We start from the raw sequence: 20,661 nt of genomic DNA on the forward strand, positions 1-20,661 counted from the left end.
CCCCGGCCCCGCTCCCACCCGCCGGTCAGGGGTTGTTGAACCGCACCTCCGGGTTGGCCGCCGTCGGGCCGTCCAGCAGAGACCGCGGGATGCCCCGCAGGTGCTGGTCGAAGAAGGCACCGGCATAGGCGCGGGTGAGGTCGATCGAGCGCTTCGCGGACAGCTCCGGCGCGGGCAGGCCGAACTCCTCGGAGAGGAACGGGGTGTCAGTGAAGGTGAAGTGGTCCGCGCCCGCGACGGTCAGCCAGCGCTTCCAGCCGTCCAGGCGTTCCCAGGCCGTGTCCCAGCTCTCGTCCTCGCCGCCGGGGCGGTGGGTCTCGTCGTCGGTGCCCAGCATCATGAAGGGGCGGCCGTCGAGCCCTTGGTCGGGTACGGAGCCGTGGAAGGACCCGTCCATGTTGATGCCCGCCCGGAGGCGGCTGTCGCCCGCCATGGCGGAGCCCGCGCTCGCGCCCCCGAGCGAGTGTCCGGCCATGCCGATCCGTTTCTTGTCGATCAACTGGGCGTGTCGCCAGGCCGGTTGGCCGCCGGTCAGCCGGTCCAGGAGGAAGGACACGTCCTGGGCGCGGACCGTGGTGGCGATGCTGTAGTCCTTGGTCTCCTTGAGCTTGTCGCAGGCGACGCAGGTCAGCATCCGGCCACCCGGGAAGGCCGCGCCGACGGACTCGTAGGCGTGGTCCACGGCGGCGACCACGTACCCGCGGCTGGCCAGGTCCTCCGCGAGGCTGGTGAGGGTGTAGCGGGAGATGGTGAAGCCCGGGGAGAGCACCACTAGGGGATGTAAACCGCCGCCTGAGGGGCGGGCGTTGGCGCGGCTGTGGACGCCGGTCGCGCTCAGTGCCTCCGGCGGGGCGGCGTCCTCCAGGTTCTGGGACTCAAGGAGCAGCCGGATCTCCTCGGTGGTGGCGTACCGGGCCGGCGTGCCTGTACCGGCGCGGGCCGGGTAGTACATGGTGACCATCAGTTCGCGGGCGCCCGCTTCCGGCACCCAGGGGTCGGGGCGGGCGTGATCCGTGAAGTGCAGCGTGTCGCGCCCGACCGCGTACGGGCCGGTGGGCCGGGGCAGTTGGGGCGCCTCGGCCCTGGCCGCGGAACCGGGCGTGGCGGGCGCGGTGACGGATACGGACGCCTGACCGGGAGCCGGTAACGCCGAGGCGGTACCGGCCGCGACGACCGGGAGCGCGAGTGCCGCGGCGGTCGCCGTACGGTGAAGTCGCTTCATGCCTGCGACGCTAGACGGGGCGGCCGGACCGGCGCGTCAGACCACGGGCCGACCCGACCCCGACTCCCCCCCACCCCCCGCTGTACGGCGGAGTCGGGGTCGACGCACCCACGGTCACATCCCCGTGGTCGGACCCCCGGTCACACCCCCGCGGTCGGACGCCCGGTCACACCCCCGCGGTCGGACGCCCGGTCACACCCCCGTAGTGGCCGGTCCGTGCCCGAAGACCTCGATCAGGCTGGTGAAGCTGTCGGCGGCGTGACCCGCCGTCACCCCGCGCCGGAACACGTCGAGGACCGCCGCCGGAAGCGTCGTGTCGACCCCCGCGTCCCTGGTGGTGTGCAGGACGTGGTCGACACTCGCCACCCCCATGGCGAGCCGGTCCACATCGCCCGGGTACTCGCCGCGGTCGATCCTCGGCGCGTAGAACGCGAGGAAGTCCGGCAGCGACGCGAGCGTGGGCACGGCGTACGGCAGGAAGTCCCCGGCGGAGATGCCGTGCGCGCGGGCCACGGCGAGGGCGTGCAGGGTGCTCGTCATGGCGGTCCAGAAGATATCCATCTGGAGCTGGTAGTACAGCGGTGCCAGGGCCGGGTCCTCGCCGAGGTAGTCCGTGCCGGTGAGTACGCCGAGGGTGGCCGCGTGCTCGTCGAAGACGTCCTTGGGGCCGCTGTAGAAGGTGGCCGACTCCGGCTTCCCGATGCCCGAGGGCGGCGTCTGCACCCCGCCGCTGAGATGACGGGCGCCGTGCTCGGCCGCCCAGGCGGTGGCCTCATGGGCCCTCTTGGGGGTGTCGGAGCTGAGGTTGACGAGGACCCGGCCGGCGAGCGCGCCGGTGGCGGGCCCGAGGAGGGCGTACATCGCGTCGTAATCCGTCAGGCTGAGGATCACCAACTCATTGGCGGCCAGCGCCTCGTCGACCGTGGCCGCGCGGGCCGCGCCCCGTGCCACCAGTTCATCGGCCCTGCTCGCGGTCCGGTTCCACACGGTGACCTGATGGCCGCCGTCCAGGAACGCGCCGACCATGGCCCGACCCATCGGCCCCAGCCCGATGACGGTGACCGGCGCGGCCGGCGCGGCCCGCGTGACTGGATTGGCCTGCGTGACTGGGGTGGCCTGCGTGACTGCCTGCTTACTCATGGGACTTCCCCTCCAGAACGACTTCTCCAGAACGCGTCGCCGGAACGCGTGGCTGAAACGCGCCACCACTAGAACGAACGCTCTATCCAGCGACGGTCCAGAACCTAGCACGCCTCTAGAACGAACGCTCTATCCGATACGCTGACCCGGTGAAGACCACCGCGCGGCACCACTCGGACAGGGACCCGCAGCCCACGCTCGGCACCCGCGAACGGGTCGTCAGGGCGGCCTCGCGGCTGATGCAGCGGCAGGGGTACGACGGGGCGGGGATCAAGCAGATCGCCCAGGAGGCCAACGCCACACTGGGCTCCGTCTACCACTTCTTCCCCGGCGGGAAGCAGGAGTTGGCCGTCGCCGCGATCGATCACGGCGACCGGGAGTTCGCCACGATCCTGCGCGAGGTGCTGGACGGCGAACAGGACCCGGCCAGGGCGGTCATCGCCTGCGCCGACCATCTCGCGACGGGCCTGCGCGCCTCCGACTGGATCGACGGCTGCCCGGTCACGGCCACCGCCCTGGGGACGGCCGGCCGCGCACCCGACATCCAGCGGGCCGCCGCACTGGCCTTCGAGCACTGGCGCGGGATCGTGACCGACGCGCTCCGCCGCGCCGGGATCCCCGACGAGGACGCGCGGAGCCTGGGGCATACGGTGATCAGCGCGCTGGAGGGCGCCGAGCTGGCGGCCCAGGTGTCCAGGAGCGAAGAGCCGCTGCGCACGGCGGGGACACATCTCGCCCGGCTGATCAGCTCGTACCGGCCCGACTGAGTCGGAGCGGTCCGGGCGGCGCGAGCGGCGCACCACGGCCCGCTCCTGTCACGGACAGCCGACGGTACGGAACGAGCCACACTCCATGGCGGTCGAGTCGGGGCACACCTGTCCCTCGCACCACACCCCGTTCACAATCCCCGGCATCGCGCGCCACCCGCCACATCTCCGCACCCTGTCCGGATCCGACCATCGCGAACCTCCGGCAACACCGCCGTGATGATCGACGAAACGTCCGCTTAACGAACAGGGCCTTTCGGGCAGCGGACGAATTCCGGCCAACTTCTTGACGCGCTCCTGACAGCGAGCCGTCACGCCTGCCACTCTTCCCCCGTTCTCCGCACCACCTGCTCCGCGTGCACTGTCCGGGCGGCCCACCGAGCTGCCCGGAACCCCCCTCGCAGAAGGAGTTCGCGTGAGACCCACGCTCAGCCGACGCGCCACCGCGACCGGCGCTCTGATCGCCGCAGCAGCTCTCCTCACCGTCGGCGTCCAGACCGGCACCGCCATCGCCCAGCCGGACAGCGCGCCCGCTGCGCCCGTCGCAGGCAAGGCGGACCCCGGCGCGCTGCCGCGCACCCTCTCCCCCGCCCAGCGCACCGCGCTGATACGCGAGGCCGACGCGACCAAGGCGGCCACCGCCAAGGAGCTCGGCCTCGGGGCACAGGAGAAGCTCGTCGTCCGCGATGTCGTCCAGGACGTCGACGGCACCACGCACACCCGGTACGAGCGCACCTACCAGGGCCTTCCGGTCCTCGGCGGTGACCTCGTCGTCGAGGCGTCGAAGGCGGGCGCGACCCAGTCCGTCAGCAAGGCGTCCACGTCCGCGCTGAAGAACGTCGCCACCACGGCCGACGTCGCGCCGGCCGTCGCCGAGAAGCAGGCGCTGGGCGCCGCCGCCGCGGACGGTTCGAAGAAGACCGAGGCCGAGCGCGCGCCGCGCAAGGTGGTCTGGATGGCGCAGGGTTCACCGACCCTCGCCTATGAGACCGTCGTCGGCGGACTCCAGCACGACGGCACCCCGAACGAGCTGCATGTCGTCACCGACGCCGCCACCGGCGAGAAGCTGTACGAGTGGCAGGCCGTCAACAATGGCGTGGGCAACACCCAGTACAGCGGCCAGGTCACCGTCGGCTCCGTCCAGTCGGGATCGACGTACAACCTGACCGACACCGGCCGGGGCAGCCACAAGACGTACAACCTGAACCGCGGCACCTCGGGCACCGGCACACTCTTCTCCGGTCCCGACGACGTCTGGGGCAACGGCGTCGCGTCCAACGCGGAGACCGCGGGCGCCGACGCCGCCTACGGCGCCGGGGAGACCTGGGACTACTTCAAGAACGTGCACGGCCGCACCGGCATCCGCGGTGACGGCGTCGGCGCGTACTCCCGGGTCCACTACGGCAACAACTACGTCAACGCGTTCTGGCAGGACAGCTGCTTCTGCATGACGTACGGCGACGGTTCGGGCAACGCCAAGCCGCTGACCTCCATCGACGTGGCCGCGCACGAGATGTCCCACGGCGTCACCGCCGCCACCGCAGGGCTGATCTACAGCGGCGAGTCCGGCGGTCTGAACGAGGCCACCTCCGACATCTTCGCCGCGGCGGTCGAGTTCTACGCCAACAGCCCGCAGGACCCGGGTGACTACCTGGTCGGCGAGAAGATCGACATCAACGGCAACGGCACCCCGCTGCGCTACATGGACAAGCCGAGCAAGGACGGCGCGTCCAAGGACTTCTGGTACTCCGGTATCGGCAATGTCGACGTCCACTACTCCTCGGGCCCGGCGAACCACTGGTTCTACCTGCTCTCCGAGGGCAGCGGCGCCAAGGTCGTCAACGGTGTCTCGTACGACTCCCCGACCTCGGACGGTCTGCCGGTGACCGGCATCGGCCGGGCGAAGGCCGAGCAGATCTGGTTCAAGGCGCTCACCACGAAGTTCACCACCACGACCAACTACGCGGCGGCCCGCAACGGCACGCTCGCGGTCGCCGGTGAGCTGTACGGCACCACCAGCGCCGAGTACACGGCCGTCGCGAACGCCTGGGCCGGTATCTCGGTCGGCACCCGCCCCGGTGGCGGCGGGGGCGGCACGGTCTTCGAGAACGCCGGATCGGTCGCCATCCCGGACAACGGCGCCGCGGTGACCTCGTCGGTCAACGTCACCGGAGTCACGGGCAACGCCCCGACGAACCTCCTGGTCGGCGTGGACATCGCGCACACCTGGCGCGGTGACCTGGTCATCGACCTGGTCGCCCCGGACGGCACCGCGTACCGGCTGAAGAACTCCAGCGGCAGCGACTCCGCGGACAATGTCGTGGAGACCTTCTCCGTGAACGCCTCGTCCGAGGTGGCCAACGGCACCTGGCAGCTGAAGGTCCAGGATGTCGCGGCGCAGGACACGGGCCGTATCAACAGCTTCAAGCTCACCTTCCCGACGAGCTGAGCGGTACGACCGAACGACCGGCTGATCGGCTGATCGGTAGGACCGCCCGGGGCGTGACGACACCCCGGGCGGTTCCGCGTCCGCACCGCCGCGCGCGAGGGTCCGGCCCCCGCGGGGCAGGTATCGCGGAGGCGACTGTCGCGGTTTCGGCGGCGGGGAGGGGGAGTCGGTCACACGTCCGCGCGCGGCTCGATCCGCTGCCGGTCGGGACCGGCCGGGTCGGCGGCGTCGGGACCGGCCGGGTCGGCGGCGCGGACGAGTTGGCGCAGCGCGCCGTAGAAGACCTCGTGGTCCACGACGGCGGGCAGGATCGCGACGAGATGCCCGGTCAGTACGGGGAACTCCTCCGGGTCCAGCGCCGCCAGCGCGCTACGGGTCGCCGCCAGCGAGGACTTCGGATCGCGGTGATCGACGAAGGTCGCGCTGCCGAGGGTGAGCAGATACATGCGGCGGTACGCGGCGATCGCCTCCCCGGGCGTCATCCCCGCCCGGATGCTGTCGGCCATCTGCGGCTCCACCAGCCGCCCCAGCAACTGCGGCCCGAGCCACGGCCGGCCGCCGCGCAGGGCGAGGAGACCCGGATGAGTGGTCAGCGACTCGTAGAGCCGGCGAAAGCGCGCCTCGGTGGCACGGGCCCAGTCGGTACCGGGCGGGATGTCCGGCAGATCGGCCGCGAGATGGTCGGCACAGAGGTCGAGCAGCCCGGCGAAATCCGTGCAGCGGCGCTGAACGGTGGCGTGGGCGATACCGAGGCGGGCGGCCAGCGTACGGAAACTCAGGGCTCCCGGCCCCTCCTCGTCGACCAGCGCGAGCGCTGTCGCGGCGATGCGGCCGGGGGTTGCGGAGTCGAGGGAAGCGGATTGCCGGGGCATGCGAGCCAGCGTACGGTACACCGTATCGAAACGAGGAGCAGCCGGTGCGAGAACTCAGCCACGACGACATCAAGCAGGCCACCGACCGCATCGCGGGACACGTACGCCCCGTGGCGGTGGCGCCCGCCGACCCCGGCGCCGCCCAGGTGTGGCTGGCCCTGGAGCACCTCCAGCACACCGGCAGCTTCAAGGCGCGCGGCGCCCAGAACTTCCTGCGCGCCCACCGCGAGGAGGACACCCTCCCCGACGCGGGCGTGACCATCGCCTCGGGCGGCAACGCCGGACTCGCCTGCGCGTGGGCCGCCCAGCAGCAGAGCGTGACCGCCACGGTGTTCCTCCCGGAGACCGCGCCGCCGGTGAAGGTCGCACGGCTCCGCTCGTACGGCGCCGACGTGCGGCTGACCGGCGCGTCGTACGCCGAGGCGCTGGACGCGTGCCAGGACTTCGCCGCGACGACCGGCGCGCTCGCCTCGCACGCGTACGACCACCCGCTGATCGCGGCGGGCGCGGGCACCCTGCTGGAGGAGATCCACCAGCGGATCCCGGATCTGGACACCGTGGTGGTCGCGGTGGGCGGCGGCGGGCTCTTCGCCGGGGTGGCCACCGCCGCGCGGCACCACGGCAGCCGCACGGTGGCGGTCGAGCCGGAGAACTGCCGCGCCCTGAACGCCGCGCTCGAAGCAGGCCGGGTGGTCGATGGCCCGGTCGACTCCGTGGCAGCCGACTCCCTGGGCGCCGCCCGCGCCTCGACGCTCGCGCTGCGCGCCGCGCGCCACGACGACGTGCGCTCCGTCCTGGTCCCGGACGCGGAGATCATCCGCGCCCGCAGTGTGTTGTGGACGGACCACCGCCTCGCGGTCGAACACGCCGCGGCGACGGCTCTCGCCGCGCTGACCGTGCGGGAAGAGGGGTATGGCTACCGCCCCGGGGAGGGCGAACGTATCTGCGTGGTGCTGTGCGGGGCGAACACGGATGTGGGGTCGCTGGCGGGCACGGACGGGAGTGCGTGACCGGCCGGTGGAGGGCCATGGTGTGATGGCGCTGTGAGCCGCGCCGCAGAAGAGACCAACCGCCGCATGCTTCGGGCACGGGACGCGATGGACCGGGCCTACGCGCAGCCGCTGGATGTCCCGGCCCTGGCCCGGATCGCCCATGTCTCGGAGGCGCACTTCACACGCACCTTCCGGGCCACGTTCGGCGAGACACCACACCGCTACCTACAGCGCCGCCGTGTCGAGCGCGCCATGTCCCTGCTGCGGGAGACCGACCACAGTGTGACCGACATCTGCTTCCAGGTCGGCTTCGGCAGCCCGGGAACCTTCAGCCGTACGTTCCGCGACATCGTCGGCCGGTCGCCGAGGGCGTACCGCAAGGAAGCGACGGCCGCGAACGTACCGACGTGCTTCACGAAGGCGTGGACCCGGCCGCACGCCTGACCGCCTGTGCTGCCCCGTGCCCCGCGTACTGCCCGCACTGCCCGCACCGCCCGTGCCGCCCCCCCGGCGCCGACTGAGCAGTTGTCGACTGAGCAGTTTTGGATAAGTTTTCGCCGGGCTCGCTCGGTAGCGTGGCACACATGTTCAACGCGATCACACACTCACAGCTTTACGTACTCGACCAGGACGAGGCCCTCGACTTCTACGTCGGCAAGCTCGGCCTGGAGGTCAACGCCGACGTCGACCTGGGCTTCATGCGCTGGCTGACCGTCAACGTCCCCGGCCACCCGGAACGCCAGATCCTGCTGGAGAAGCCGGGCCCCCCGGCGATGTCCGAGGAGACGGCGCAGCAGGTCCGCGAGCTGGTGACCAAGGGCGCGATGGGCGGCTCGCTCATCCTCACCACGGACGACTGCCGCAAGACGTACGAGACGCTGCTGGCCCTGGGCGTCGAGTTCACCGAGGAACCCACCGACCGTCCGTACGGCATCGACTGCGGCCTCCGCGACCCCTTCGGCAACAACATCCGCTTCACCCAGCCGAAGGCCTGACCGGTCCCCCCACGCCACCGGCCGGCCACTGCCGGTGGCGGGTGGGGCCCCGCCCCATCCGGCTCCCCGTCGGCGCGAACCCGCGCCCGAGCCGCCGGTGGCCTCACCCCGCCTCCGCCCTCACCCTCCCCTTCCCCACCGCGTCCACCAGTGCCCGGTGGTCGCGCTCGTTCTGGTCGGCGTAGCTCTCCGCGAACTCCGCCAGGGCGGCATCGAACGCCTCCCCCGCGCCCAGATAGGCGGCGATGGCGATCCGGTCGCCCGACCGGGCGTGGGCGCGGGACAGGGTTTCCCCGCAGAGTTCGCCGAATACCCGCATCCCTCTCGGCACCATGATCTGCGGCACGAAAATGCCCTTCCAGTCACGCAACTGGCGTACGTAGAAGTCCCGTCGGCGGCCGTCGATCCCCTTCACCCGGTCCCAGCCCAGGAAGACATCGCCGACGGCCTGCATGAGCCGCTGTCCCGCGACCACGCGCTGTCCCTGGTTGTCGTACTCGCTCTCCCCGACATGCGCGGCGAGCACCGAGTGGTCGGCCTCCTTGGCCTGGAGGATCAGGGGGTCCTCGTCGTCCTTGCCCAGCAGCAGCAGAATCCAGCAGCGGGTTCCGACGCTGCCCACCCCCACGACCTTGCGTGCGATGTCGGCCACCCGGTACTGCCTGAGCAGATGCGCCCGCTCCGTGGACAGGCTCCGTGCGTACCGTTCCACGAGTGCGTGGAGCTCACCGGAGATCCGGTCCCGCTCGGCGCCCGCCCGCATGTCGTCGATCGGCACGACCAACGGCGGATCGGCCACGAACCGGCGTTCGCCGTCCCGGAGCCGGGTGAGTTTCCCGAATGCCTGGAGACTGTCCCTGGTACGCGCCTTCGCCACGGCTTTCGACACCCGTCCCCGGCCCTTCGCGCTCAGCCTGCCGGACACCAGCCGCTGGAGCTGTTCCGTGTCGGCGCTGTCGTACCACACCTCAAGATGGCCCATCCCGGCATAGAGCCGCATCCGCTCGCGGTACGACCGTACGGCGGCCCGGACGATCTCCGCCCGTTGCCCGGCCGAGTAGCCGTTCTCGCGTCCCGCGATCACCAGGCTCGCGGCCAGCCGTTTGACGTCCCATTCCCAGGGGCCCGGCAGGGTCTCGTCGAAGTCGTTGATGTCGAACACCAGGCGGCGCTCGGGCGAGCCGAGCAGCCGGAAGTTCATCAGATGCGCGTCCCCGCACAGCTGCGCCCCGATGCCGGAGGTGGGGGTGGAGGCCAGATCGCCGGCCATGATCGCGGCAGCGCCCCGGTAGAAACGGAACGGCGACTCCGTCATACGTCCGTAGCGGAGGGGGACGAGTTCCGGTACGCGCGCGGCCGACTGTTCCTCGACCACGTCCACCGGATCCGGCCGCCCCCCGGCGGGGGTGAACCCGGCGTGGCTGGACCTCGGCGCTCTCTTGCGTGCCGCCCTGCCCCTGTCCGCCCGCTCACGCGGCGACAAAATCCGCCTGTCACCGGAGATTCCGCCGGCCTTGGTCATGGCGTGCACTTCCCGTCCGAGAGTGCGGTGGCGCCGGCGCGCGAAGGCGCGCCCGCGGTCCCGCCCGGCTGCTCCCGGCCGCGCCCTGCCCTCGCCCCTTCACGTCCATTATCCGTGGCCCCCCGCCGCCCGCATCCCGGCGTATCCCCCACCATCGCCCGCCGGAACCATGGACCGGACAGGGCCGGATCCGGACGCGGACGCTGCTGCCCGGCTGCCCGGCTGCCCGGCTGCCCGGTGGACGGTCCGCCCGCGGGTGTCGGCCCCGAGCGCGCCGGGGCCGACACCCGCGAGTACTACCGGACCGAGAAGTACGACCCGACTCCGCTGTACCGGCCGTGCTTCCAGGACGGCCGGCTGACGGGCAAGGCGGTCGTCGTCGATGTCGACACCGAGGAGAACCGCCCGACGAGCACGTCAGGGAGTCAGTTCGGGTTGCTCGCGTTCGTCAGCGTCTCCCAGGCCACGAACAGATTGTTCGTCCCCGACGGCCGCTGCTGCTCCGTGAGCCGCTGGGTGTTGGTCATCGCGTACCCCAGCCGGGTGTTCAGCGCGTTGTAGCCCACCTCGGTGATCGGCCCGAGGCCGCGCTTCACGCTGCCGCCGCAGAGCGAGGACGGTACGGGCTCGGCCTGGATCTCGTACTTGGCCTGGAAGCCCAGCGCCTGCCGCAGCCGCTCGCCGACCTGCGGGAACAGGTCCTGGCCCTGGAGGCGCGCGGTCTCGTAGACATGGCTGACGGACGAGATGCCGTAGCCGGTGTGCACGAAGTCGCGGCAGGTCTCCTGGGTCAGCCCGGTCATGAAGGTCCCCTGGCCCTGCCAGTAACTGACGATCTTGTCGCGGGTGTTGAGGTTCTGGCTCGGGACCGTCCTGGGCAGCGCGCCGTCGGAGGCGAGATAGATGTAGGCGGGCACGCGGACGAGGTATTTGCTGATCGCCCTGTCGTAGCTCGCCCCGTCATCGAGGAAGACGGAGATGCTGACCGCCGCCTCCATCATCGTCAGCTCCCAGTTGCCGTTGGAGTTGGAGCCGTTGATGATCTCGGGCAGATAGACATTGCGCAGCATCGTGCTGAACCGGCCCGCGTTCGGCCAGTTCCCGTACACATGCTTGATGATCTCGGCGGCCTTGGGCCACGAGGATCCGGCCCATCCGGTCTGGAGCGGGGCGTTGCTGTTGGTGTGGTCCTGGATGGAGTTGGACCAGGCGTCCATGAGCTGGATCGCCTTCTGCGCGTAGCGGTCGTCGCGCGTGATGTACCAGGCGAGGGCGTCGGTGTACGCGGCGATCGCGTCCTCGCGCTCGTCGGTGCAGCCGTTGTTGGGGTTGGAGTACGAGCCGCACTCGACGACCGCGCGCGGCTTGGCCGTGCGCGAGAGGCTGGCGTACTTGCTGGCCATCATCTGGTCGTAGGCGCTCTTCCAGGGCTGCGCCCCGGCCTGCACCTTGCTTCGGATGAAGTCGAGTTGGGCGGTGTTGAGGTTCACCCCGGGGTGGGTGAAGTTGGCGGGCGCGGCGGCGACCGCGGCGGTGGCGGGTTTGGCCGGTGCGGCGTCCGGCGCCTTCTCGGCGGAGGCGGGTGTCATGAAGGCGGCGGCGAGTACGCCGGCGAGAGCTGTGGCGAGTCCGAGGACTCTGAGGGTGGATCCGGGGCGCATGTGGGGGTGCCTTCCGGTCGCTGGACGTTCCTCAACTCGATTCACCCACATGAACGTGGGGTTGAGTTGTGAACCAGTTGTTGAGTGAGGAACGTAGAACCATCCCATGGACACGTCAAGGTCTGGACCATTGGACAACCAGGCGACAGCGCGAGCCGGTTGGACACCCGCGCACGAGGGGCCGGACGCCTCGAAGACGTCCGGCCCCTGGCACGCGTACGTACGCCTCACCGCATCAGCACGCCCGCGCCCTCCCCCGTCGTCTCCGTCGGCAGCGCGACCAGCCCCAGATCCGCGCTGGTGGCGAGCAGCGGATGGGCCGGCAGCACCCGGACCGTGTATCCGTACGGGCCCGTACGGTCCAGGGCGAGCGGGCCCTCGTACACCCAGCGGCCGTCCAGATCGGGCCCGCCGGCCGGCTTGAGCGGGAAGGTCTGGGCGTCCACGATCGTGTCGTCCGAGCTCACCCTTCCCGCGACCGCCTGCACTTCCACATCCTCCGGGCGCAGTTCGCCGAGGCCGACGCTCACCCGCAGCGAGAGCGTGGAGCCCAGCTCGGCGCCGCCGCCGGCCCCGCCGCCGACGCCGGTCGCCGCGACCGCCTCGACATGGTCGACCGACACATACGGCCAGAGCGTGCGCGTGCGGTACTTCCAGGACGCCAGCTCCGAGGCGGTGTCGGCGTCCAGCGCGCGATGGGCGGCGGCGGCCGGGGCGTACAGCCGCTCCACATACTCACGCACCATCCGTCCCGCGAGCACCTTGGGCCCGAGGGACACCAGCGTGCGCCGGACCATCTCGATCCAGCGGTCCGGCAGTCCGCTTCCGCCGCGGTCGTAGAAGCGGGGCGCGACGCGGTCCTCGATCAGTTCGTAGAGGGCGTTCGCCTCCAGTTCGTCCCGGCGGTTCTCGTCGGCGGCCGAGCCGTCGGCGGTGGGGATGGCCCAGCCGAAGTCCGGTTCGAACCACTCGTCCCACCAGCCGTCCAGGACCGACAGGTTGAGACAGCCGTTGAGCGCCGCCTTCATTCCGCTGGTGCCGCACGCCTCCAGAGGCCGCAGCGGATTGTTCAGCCAGACGTCGCAGCCGGGGTAGAGCTTCTGCGCCATGCCCATCCCGTAGTCGGGCAGGAAGACGATGCGGTGCCGCACCCGAGGATCGTCGGCGAACCGCACCAGCTCACGCACCAGCCGCTTGCCGCCGTCGTCCGCCGGATGGGCCTTGCCCGCGACGACGATCTGGATCGGCCGCTCGGGGTGGAGCAGCAGCTCCGTCAGCCGGTCGCGGTCACGCAGCATGAGCGTGAGGCGCTTGTACGAGGGGACCCGGCGGGCGAAGCCGATGGTGAGGACGTCCGGGTCGAGTACGCCGTCGATCCAGCCCAGCTCGGCGGGCTCGGCGCCGCGCTGACGCCAGGAGGCGTGCAGGCGCGTGCGCACTTCGGTCACCAACTGCTCGCGCAGGGTGCGCCGTACGGCCCAGACATCGGCGTCGGGGACGCGCTCGGCGTCACCGAGACGGGCCATCTCGGGAGCCACCCAGGTCGGTGCGTGCACCCCGTTGGTCACGGAGGTGATGGGCACCTCCGCCGGGTCGAAGCCGGGCCAGAGCCCGGCGAACATCTGGCGGCTGACGGCGCCGTGCAGGGTGGAGACGCCGTTGGCGCGCTGGGCGAGCCGCAGGCCCATCGCGGCCATGTTGAAGAGGTTCGGCTCGCCGCCCGGGTAGGTCTCCACGCCGAGTCCGAGGACGCGCTCGGCGGGCACGCCGGGCAGTTCGCCGTCGTCCCCGAAGTGGCGGGCCACCAGATCGCGGTCGAAGCGGTCGATCCCGGCGGGCACCGGGGTGTGGGTGGTGAAGACCGTGCCGGCCCGGACGGCTTCCAGCGACGCCTCGAATCCGAGACCGGTCGCCACCAGTTCACGGATGCGCTCCAGACCGAGGAATCCGGCGTGGCCCTCGTTGGTGTGGAACACCTCGGGCGCGGGGTGGCCGGTGAGCCGACAGTACGTACGGACCGCCCGGACCCCGCCGATGCCGAGCAGCATCTCCTGGAGGAGGCGGTGTTCGCTGCCGCCGCCGTACAGCCGGTCGGTGACCTCGCGTTCGCCCGGCCCGTTCTCCTCGACGTCGGAGTCGAGCATCAGCAGCGGGACCCGCCCGACCTGCGCCTGCCAGACACGGGCGCGCAGCGAGCGGTGCCCCGGCAGGGTGAGGACGATCCGGGCGGGGGTGCCGTCCGGCTCGCGCAGCAGAGTCACCGGGAGTTCGTTGGGGTCGAGGAGCGGATACTGCTCCTGCTGCCAGCCGTCCCGGGAGAGCGACTGGCGGAAGTAGCCGTGCCGGTAGAGGAGCCCGACGCCGATCAGCGGTACGCCGAGATCGCTGGCGGCCTTGAGATGGTCACCGGCGAGGATGCCGAGGCCGCCGGAGTACTGCGGCAGGGCCGCGGTGACCCCGAACTCCGGCGAGAAATAGCCAATGGCCGCGGGCAGCTCGGCGCCCTGGCCCGCGCGCTCCTGGTACCAGCGATCGCCGCGCAGATAGGTGTCGAGACCGGCCGCGGCGGTGGTCAGCCGGTCCAGGAAGGGGCGGTCCCCGGCCAGCTCGGCGAGGCGTGCGGCGGACACCGCCCCGAGCAGCCGTACGGGGTCGCGGCCGGTGGCCCGCCAGCAGGCGGGGTCGGCGGATTCGAAGAGTTCACGGGTCTCGGTATGCCAGGACCAGCGCAGATTGCGGGCGAGGTCGCTGAGCGGTTGGAGTGGTTCGGGCAGGACGGGGCGGACGGTGAACCGACGGATTGCCTTCACGTGTTCCACCTTCGCAGGGACATACGAGCCACAGGGGACGCACCACGTTGTGCGACCCGCCGTCCCTTTGACGGTAGCCCCACCTCACCCTCCGCAACCACGGCGCACGCGCGCACTCACCCGGGGGTGTCCGCGCCCTGCCCCCAATTCATGGCCTGAACCTTGCTGTTAGTGATCGTGCGCCCCGGCGGTTCTTGTACGCCTCAGCACTTAACAATCCGCCGGATTGCCCACCCGAAAAGAGTGGGAAGGCTCCCCCGGTACACCCGGCACATACGCATGCTCATCGCACCGCACACGAGCGCGTCCCCACACAATTGAGGACGATTCCAGCGCTATTCGAGTGAACGCGGACAGGAGCGGCCATGCCCGCAGCCTCCCAGTCGTCTACCGAGCAGCTACAAAGAACATCAAAACCTCGCAAAGACAGCAGATCTTTCGAGGGAAGCAGATCCTCCGAACCCTCACCACCCGATCCATCCGCACCAGTCGCTTCACCCGCACCACCCGATCCACCGGCCCCGCCCGATCCACCGGCCCCACCCGGCCGATCCGGTCATTCCGATCGGTCAGCTCCACCCGCCCTGCCTGTCACGCCCGCACAGCCCTCAGGTGATCCAGTGAAACCGCTGATTGGTCGCATTCCCGTCCTGGACGTACGCCCGCTCGTCGACTGCGGCAGACGCCCCGCGAAGGCGGTGAGCGGTGAGTCCTTCCAGGTCACCGCGACCGTCTTCCGCGAGGGTCATGACGCCGTCGCGGCCAACGTCGTCCTCACGGACCCCAGTGGCCGCCCCGGCCCCTGGACCCCGATGCGTGAACTCGCCCCCGGCACCGACCGCTGGGGCGCGGAGGTCACGCCTACCGAGGAAGGCCGCTGGACCTACACCGTCGAGGCGTGGAGCGACCCGGTCGCGACCTGGCGCCACGCCGCGCACATCAAGATCCCGGCAGCCGCCGACGAACACGACATCGCTCTCGTCCTCGCGGAGGGCGCCGCGCTGTACGAGCGGGCCGCCGACGGCGTACCGAAACGCGACGGCCGGGAGACCGTGCTCGCCGCGGCGGACACCCTGCGCGACGGGACGCTGCCCGCGCGGGCCCGGCTCGACGCCACGCTCGCCCCCGAGGTCGACGCGATCCTCTCCCGCCATCCGCTGCGCGATCTGGTCAGCTCCTCGCGCCCCGCTCCCTTGCTGGTCGAGCGCAGGCGGGCACTCTTCGGCTCGTGGTACGAGCTGTTCCCGCGCTCGGAGGGCGCGGTCGTCAAGAAGGGCGAGCCGCCGGTGAGCGGCACGTTCAGGACGGCCGCCGAACGGCTGCCCGCCGTCGCCGCGATGGGGTTCGACGTCGTGTACCTCCCGCCGGTCCACCCCATCGGCACCACACACCGCAAGGGCCCCAACAACTCCCTGACTCCCGGCGCCGGGGATGTCGGTGTGCCCTGGGCGATCGGCTCGGCCGACGGCGGCCATGACACGATCCACCCCGGCCTGGGCACGATCGAGGACTTCGACCACTTCGTGGAGACGGCCCGCACCCTGCGGATGGAGGTCGCGCTCGACTTCGCGCTCCAGTGCTCCCCCGACCACCCCTGGGTCACGAAGCACCCCGAGTGGTTCCACCACCGCACGGACGGCTCCATCGCCTACGCGGAGAACCCGCCGAAGAAGTATCAGGACATCTACCCGATCGCCTTCGACAGCGATCTGCGCGGTCTGGTCCGGGAGACCGGCCGGATCCTGCGCTACTGGATGACCCACGGCGTACGGATCTTCCGCGTCGACAATCCGCACACGAAGCCGGTGCTCTTCTGGGAGAAGGTCATCGCGAACATCAACCGCACCGACCCCGATGTCATCTTCCTGGCCGAGGCGTTCACCCGCCCCGCGATGATGCACACGCTCGGCGCGATCGGCTTCCAGCAGTCGTACACGTACTTCACCTGGCGGAACACGAAGCGGGAACTCACCGAGTATCTGACGGAGCTGTCGGGTGAGTCCGCCGCGTACATGCGGCCGAATCTCTTCGTCAACACGCCTGACATCCTGCACGCCTATCTTCAGGAGGGCGGCCGGCCGGCCTTCGAGGTACGGGCCGTGCTGGCCGCGACGATGGCGCCCACCTGGGGTGTCTACGCGGGATACGAGCTCTGCGAGAACACCCCCGCGAAGCCCGGCAGCGAGGAGTACCTTGACTCGGAGAAATACGAGCTGCGGCCGCGGGACTGGGAAGCGGCCGAACGCGAGGGCCGGACCATCGCCCCGCTGATCACCACCCTCAACCGGATCAGACGGCGGCACCCCGCCCTGCAGCAGCTGCGCGACATCCACTTCCACCACGTCGACAACGACGCGGTCATCGCGTACAGCAAACGGTCGGAGACGAACATCGTTCTGGTGGTCGTCAACCTCGACCCTCACCACACCCAGGAGGCGACGGTCTCGTTGGACATGGAGCGGCTCGGCCTCCACCGGCACGAGACCGTCCCGGTGCGCGACGAGCTCACCGGCGAGACCTATCACTGGGGCAGAGCCACCTACGTGCGCCTAGAGCCGGGCGTCACGCCCGCGCACGTCGTGGTTCTGCGACCGTCCCCGCCGATCGGAGGGTCACCCACATCATGATCGTCAATGAGCCCGTCCACGACACGTTCGAGGACACCCCGGCCAAGGACCGCGATCCCGACTGGTTCAAGCGTGCTGTCTTCTACGAGGTCCTGGTGCGTTCGTTCCAGGACAGCAACGGCGACGGCATCGGCGACCTCAAGGGCATCACGGCCAAGCTGGACTATCTCCAGTGGCTCGGAGTGGACTGCCTCTGGCTGCCGCCGTTCTTCAAGTCACCGCTGCGCGACGGCGGCTACGACGTCTCGGACTACACGGCGGTGCTCCCCGAATTCGGGGACCTCGCCGACTTCGTGGAGTTCGTCGACGCCGCGCACCAGCGCGGTATGCGCGTGATCATCGACTTCGTCATGAATCACACGAGTGATCAGCACGACTGGTTCCAGGAGTCCCGCAAGGACCCCAACGGGCCGTACGGCGACTACTACGTCTGGGCCGACGACGACAAGCAGTACCAGGACGCCCGGATCATCTTCGTCGACACGGAGACGTCCAACTGGACCTTCGACCCGGTGCGCAAGCAGTACTACTGGCACCGCTTCTTCTCCCACCAGCCGGATCTCAACTACGAGAACCCGGCGGTGCAGGAGGAGATCGTCTCGGCGCTGCGCTTCTGGCTGGACCTGGGCATCGACGGCTTCCGGCTGGACGCCGTGCCGTATCTGTACCAGCAGGAGAACACCAACTGCGAGAACCTCCCGGCCACCCACGAGTTCCTCAAGCGGGTACGGAAGGAGATCGACGCCAACTACCCGGACACGGTGATCCTGGCCGAGGCGAACCAGTGGCCGGAGGATGTCGTCGACTACTTCGGCGACTACACGGCGGGCGGCGACGAATGCCATATGGCGTTCCACTTCCCGGTGATGCCGCGGATCTTCATGGCCGTCCGGCGCGAGTCCCGCTACCCGGTCTCGGAAATCCTGGCCAAGACCCCGGCGATCCCGACCAGCTGCCAGTGGGGCATCTTCCTGCGCAACCACGACGAGCTGACCCTCGAAATGGTCACGGACGAAGAGCGCGACTACATGTACGCGGAGTACGCCAAGGATCCGCGGATGCGCGCCAACATCGGCATCCGGCGCCGGCTCGCCCCGCTGCTGGACAACGACCGCAACCAGATCGAGCTGTTCACCGCCCTGCTGCTGTCGCTGCCGGGATCCCCGATCCTCTACTACGGGGACGAGATCGGGATGGGCGACAACATCTGGCTGGGCGACCGGGACGCCGTACGGACCCCGATGCAGTGGACGCCCGACCGGAACGCGGGCTTCTCGTCCAGCGATCCCGGCCGGCTCTATCTGCCGACGATCATGGACCCGGTCTACGGCTACCAGGTCACCAACGTGGAGGCGGCGATGGCGTCGCCGTCCTCGCTGCTGCACTGGACGCGGCGGATGATCGAGATCAGGAAGCAGAACCCGGCCTTCGGTCTCGGCTCGTACAACGAGCTGCCGTCATCGAACCCCGCCGTGCTCGCCTTTCTCCGTGAGGCACCCTCCCAGCAGGGCGAGGGCGACGATCTGGTGCTCTGCGTCCACAACTTCTCCCGCTTCGCGCAACCCACCGAGCTGGATCTGAAGGAGTTCAGCGGGCGCCGTCCGGTCGAGCTGATCGGCGGGGTGCGGTTCCCCGCGATCGGGGAGTGGCCCTACCTGCTCACCCTGGCCGGCCACGGCTTCTACTGGTTCCGGCTGCGCAAGGACATCGCGGTCTCCTAGGCCGTGTCCGACAAATAGCGCCGTCCGCCCGAGGGGCGGGCCCGGCGGCGGCCGTGCCGGCCACCGCCGGGCAGACGGGGGGCGGTTTCCACCGCCCCGCACGGGGCACGCTCCTCCACATCCAGTTCGATCGATTCGATCAAATTCGTATCGAGTTCGTACGGAATCGATCCGTACGGATCATCCTCACCCGACACGTCCCGCACAGCCGGACAGCCATTGCCGCAATCCGGGACACTCTGCGCATCCTGTGGTGTGCCCGGGGAAAGGACGCGATGCCATGTCGAAGGCTGCATCCACCCGGATTACGCCGCGCCCCGCAACCGCTTCGCCCGTCGCACCCCCCGTCGCACCGCCCGTGTCGCCGGCCCTGTCGCCCGCCGACGCGAGAACGCTGGTCGGCTCGCTCGCTCCGCTGCTCCATGACTGGCTGCCCCGTCAGCGCTGGTTCGCGGGCAAAGGCCGTCCGGTCACCGGCTTCGTGCCGGTGACGGTCACCGAACTGCTGCCGATGGACGCGGGTGGCCCTGGTCTGCTGCATCTGCTGGTACGGGTCGAGCAGCGCGGCCCCTCCGGGCCGCCGCGGTCGATTCCCTCGTCGCCGTCCTCGACCCCCTCCGGAGTCCCGTCGCCGGCCGGTGACTGCTATCAGCTGCTGCTCGGTGTACGGAAGGCGCTGCCGCCGCGTCTCGCGTCCGCGCTGATCGGCCACGCCACGCAGGGACCGCTGACCGGCCGTACCGTCTACGAGGGCCTGCACGACCCCCACCTGGCCGAACTGCTGCTGGAGCGGCTGCGCTCCCCGGGCGCGCTGGGGCCGCTGCGGTTCGACCGGGCGAGCACCGTCCCGGCCGGGCTCAGCGGCCGGCTGCTCGGTGCCGAGCAGTCCAACTCCTCCCTGGTCTACGGGGACGCCTACATCCTCAAGATCCTGCGCCGGGTCTTCCCCGGCCCGCACCCCGATCTGGAACTGCCGCTCGCCCTGGCCGCGGAGGGGTGCGAGCGGGTGCCCGCGCCGGTCGGCTGGTTCGAGGCCGCCGACCCCTCGGGCAGCGGTGACTCGCTCACACTCGGCGTCCTCCAGCCCTATCTGCGCGGCTCACAGGACGGCTGGCAGCTCGCCCTCTCCTCGCTCGCCCACGGCAGGGAGTTCATCACGGAGGCCCATGCGCTGGGGCGTGCCACCGCCGAGGTGCACACCGCGCTCGCCGCCGCGCTGCCGACCGTGACACTGGGCCGCAGGCAGACCGCGCAACTGGCCGACGGGATGGCCGAGCGCCTGGAGTCGGCGGCGCGCGCGGTGCCCACGCTCATGCCGTACGCCGCCGGGCTGCGGACCGCCTTCGACGCGCTCTCCGGGCTCGACGAGGCAGGGCGCGGCCGGCCCGCGCAGCGCGTCCACGGCGATCTGCATCTGGGCCAGGCCCTGCGGACGCCGGACGGCCGCTGGTCGGTCATCGACTTCGAGGGCGAGCCCGCCAGACCACTCGCCGAACGCCGCCGCCCGCAGCCGCCGGTCCGTGATGTGGCGGGCATGCTCCGCTCCTTCGACTACGCGGCCCGCTCCCACGAGCCGTGGCGCCCGGACTGGGCGGCGCGCTGCCGGGAGGCGTACTGCGAGGGGTACGCGACGGCCGGCACCGACCCGCGCGCGGAGCCCGAACTGCTGCGCGCGTACGAGACGGACAAGGCGATCTACGAGGTCCTGTACGAGGCCAGGCACCGCCCCGACTGGCTGCCGGTCCCGATGGCGGCGATCCGCCGGCTGGCCGCGGGCGCCTGACGCCTCCCGGCCGGAGCCCGGCGGCCTCCCCCGACTCTCCGCTCCCCGTCCCCCTCCGTGTCCCTCTGTCCTTCATGGTCCCGCTCTCTTTCCCCACCCG

The 20,661-nt window shown here is 70.7% G+C and carries 14 protein-coding genes; 8 read left to right on the forward strand and 6 right to left on the reverse strand.

All coding sequences use genetic code 11. The features are described from left to right. Positions 1-25: 25 nt before the first annotated feature. Both ACIRQP_RS29350 and ACIRQP_RS29355 read right to left on the reverse strand, forming a co-directional pair. A complete protein-coding gene (locus ACIRQP_RS29350; protein WP_403894895.1) occupies positions 26-1,222 on the reverse strand; it encodes an alpha/beta hydrolase family protein in 1,197 nt (398 codons plus the stop codon). A gap of 192 nt (positions 1,223-1,414) precedes the next feature. Further along, a complete protein-coding gene (locus tag ACIRQP_RS29355; protein WP_403894898.1) occupies positions 1,415-2,362 on the reverse strand; it encodes an NAD(P)-dependent oxidoreductase in 948 nt (315 codons plus the stop codon). A gap of 149 nt (positions 2,363-2,511) precedes the next feature. Between ACIRQP_RS29355 and ACIRQP_RS29360 the strand changes: the two genes are divergently transcribed. Together ACIRQP_RS29360 and ACIRQP_RS29365 are read left to right on the forward strand one after the other, a co-directional pair. Then, positions 2,512-3,129 carry a TetR/AcrR family transcriptional regulator gene (locus ACIRQP_RS29360; RefSeq protein WP_403894901.1) on the forward strand — a complete coding sequence of 206 codons (618 nt, stop codon included), beginning with the start codon at positions 2,512-2,514 and terminating at the stop codon, positions 3,127-3,129. Between the two features lie 415 nt (positions 3,130-3,544). After that, positions 3,545-5,578 (forward strand): M4 family metallopeptidase, encoded by a 2,034-nt coding sequence (locus ACIRQP_RS29365; protein WP_403894904.1) that lies wholly within the window; start codon positions 3,545-3,547, stop codon positions 5,576-5,578. A 170-nt stretch (positions 5,579-5,748) separates the two neighbouring features. Here the strand turns inward: ACIRQP_RS29365 and ACIRQP_RS29370 are convergent, their stop codons facing one another. Next, positions 5,749-6,450, reverse strand: coding sequence for a TetR/AcrR family transcriptional regulator (locus tag ACIRQP_RS29370; RefSeq protein WP_403894906.1), 702 nt, complete (start codon positions 6,448-6,450; stop codon positions 5,749-5,751). Positions 6,451-6,494: 44 nt separating this feature from the next. Here ACIRQP_RS29370 and ACIRQP_RS29375 point away from each other — a divergent pair, with 44 nt between their 5' ends. The 3 genes from ACIRQP_RS29375 to ACIRQP_RS29385 all read left to right on the forward strand — a co-directional run bounded on the left by ACIRQP_RS29375 (position 6,495) and on the right by ACIRQP_RS29385 (position 8,437). Then, positions 6,495-7,460, forward strand: coding sequence for a threonine/serine dehydratase (locus ACIRQP_RS29375; RefSeq protein WP_403894909.1), 966 nt, complete (start codon positions 6,495-6,497; stop codon positions 7,458-7,460). Positions 7,461-7,493: 33 nt separating this feature from the next. Continuing rightward, entirely contained in the window at positions 7,494-7,886 is a 393-nt protein-coding gene (locus tag ACIRQP_RS29380; RefSeq protein WP_403894912.1) for a helix-turn-helix domain-containing protein, read from the forward strand. A 140-nt stretch (positions 7,887-8,026) separates the two neighbouring features. After that, positions 8,027-8,437, forward strand: coding sequence for a VOC family protein (locus tag ACIRQP_RS29385; RefSeq protein WP_403894915.1), 411 nt, complete (start codon positions 8,027-8,029; stop codon positions 8,435-8,437). A gap of 103 nt (positions 8,438-8,540) precedes the next feature. On the opposite strand, the gene ACIRQP_RS29390 is transcribed toward ACIRQP_RS29385, so the two are convergent. The 3 genes from ACIRQP_RS29390 to glgP form a co-directional block, all read right to left on the reverse strand. Next, a complete protein-coding gene (locus ACIRQP_RS29390) occupies positions 8,541-9,959 on the reverse strand; it encodes a DUF2252 domain-containing protein (protein WP_403894917.1) in 1,419 nt (472 codons plus the stop codon). Between the two features lie 425 nt (positions 9,960-10,384). After that, on the reverse strand, positions 10,385-11,620 hold the full coding sequence (locus ACIRQP_RS29395) for an alginate lyase family protein (RefSeq protein ID WP_403894919.1): 1,236 nt from the start codon (positions 11,618-11,620) through the stop codon (positions 10,385-10,387). Between the two features lie 227 nt (positions 11,621-11,847). Continuing rightward, positions 11,848-14,430, reverse strand: a complete 2,583-nt coding sequence (gene glgP / locus ACIRQP_RS29400) for an alpha-glucan family phosphorylase (RefSeq protein ID WP_403894922.1) — start codon at positions 14,428-14,430, stop codon at positions 11,848-11,850. 629 nt (positions 14,431-15,059) lie between these two features. On the opposite strand from glgP, the gene ACIRQP_RS29405 reads away from it, so the two are divergent. The 3 genes from ACIRQP_RS29405 to ACIRQP_RS29415 all read left to right on the forward strand — a co-directional run bounded on the left by ACIRQP_RS29405 (position 15,060) and on the right by ACIRQP_RS29415 (position 20,561). Further along, positions 15,060-17,057: an alpha-1,4-glucan--maltose-1-phosphate maltosyltransferase gene (locus ACIRQP_RS29405; protein WP_403895004.1), complete on the forward strand. Its 1,998-nt coding sequence runs from the start codon at positions 15,060-15,062 to the stop codon at positions 17,055-17,057. After that, positions 17,054-18,778, forward strand: coding sequence for a maltose alpha-D-glucosyltransferase (treS, locus tag ACIRQP_RS29410; protein WP_403894924.1), 1,725 nt, complete (start codon positions 17,054-17,056; stop codon positions 18,776-18,778). Before ACIRQP_RS29405 ends, treS begins: the two co-directional genes overlap by 4 nt. Positions 18,779-19,058: 280 nt before the next feature. Then, the gene (locus tag ACIRQP_RS29415; protein ID WP_403894927.1) at positions 19,059-20,561 is read left to right on the forward strand and encodes a maltokinase; all 1,503 of its coding nucleotides are present in this window, start codon (positions 19,059-19,061) and stop codon (positions 20,559-20,561) included. The last annotated feature ends 100 nt before the right edge of the window (positions 20,562-20,661 follow it).

This window comes from Streptomyces sp. NPDC102274 (genome assembly GCF_044766385.1).
Taxonomy (GTDB): domain Bacteria; phylum Actinomycetota; class Actinomycetes; order Streptomycetales; family Streptomycetaceae; genus Streptomyces.

Coding starts and splice junctions, on each gene's coding strand:
- ACIRQP_RS29415 (WP_403894927.1), top strand. CDS start 19,059: ATGTCGAAGGCTGCATCCACCCGGATTACGCCGCGCCCCGCAACCGCT.
- ACIRQP_RS29350 (WP_403894895.1), bottom strand. CDS start 1,222: ATGAAGCGACTTCACCGTACGGCGACCGCCGCGGCACTCGCGCTCCCG.
- treS (WP_403894924.1), top strand. CDS start 17,054: ATGATCGTCAATGAGCCCGTCCACGACACGTTCGAGGACACCCCGGCC.
- ACIRQP_RS29390 (WP_403894917.1), bottom strand. CDS start 9,959: ATGACCAAGGCCGGCGGAATCTCCGGTGACAGGCGGATTTTGTCGCCG.
- ACIRQP_RS29395 (WP_403894919.1), bottom strand. CDS start 11,620: ATGCGCCCCGGATCCACCCTCAGAGTCCTCGGACTCGCCACAGCTCTC.
- ACIRQP_RS29385 (WP_403894915.1), top strand. CDS start 8,027: ATGTTCAACGCGATCACACACTCACAGCTTTACGTACTCGACCAGGAC.
- ACIRQP_RS29370 (WP_403894906.1), bottom strand. CDS start 6,450: ATGCCCCGGCAATCCGCTTCCCTCGACTCCGCAACCCCCGGCCGCATC.
- ACIRQP_RS29355 (WP_403894898.1), bottom strand. CDS start 2,362: ATGAGTAAGCAGGCAGTCACGCAGGCCACCCCAGTCACGCAGGCCAAT.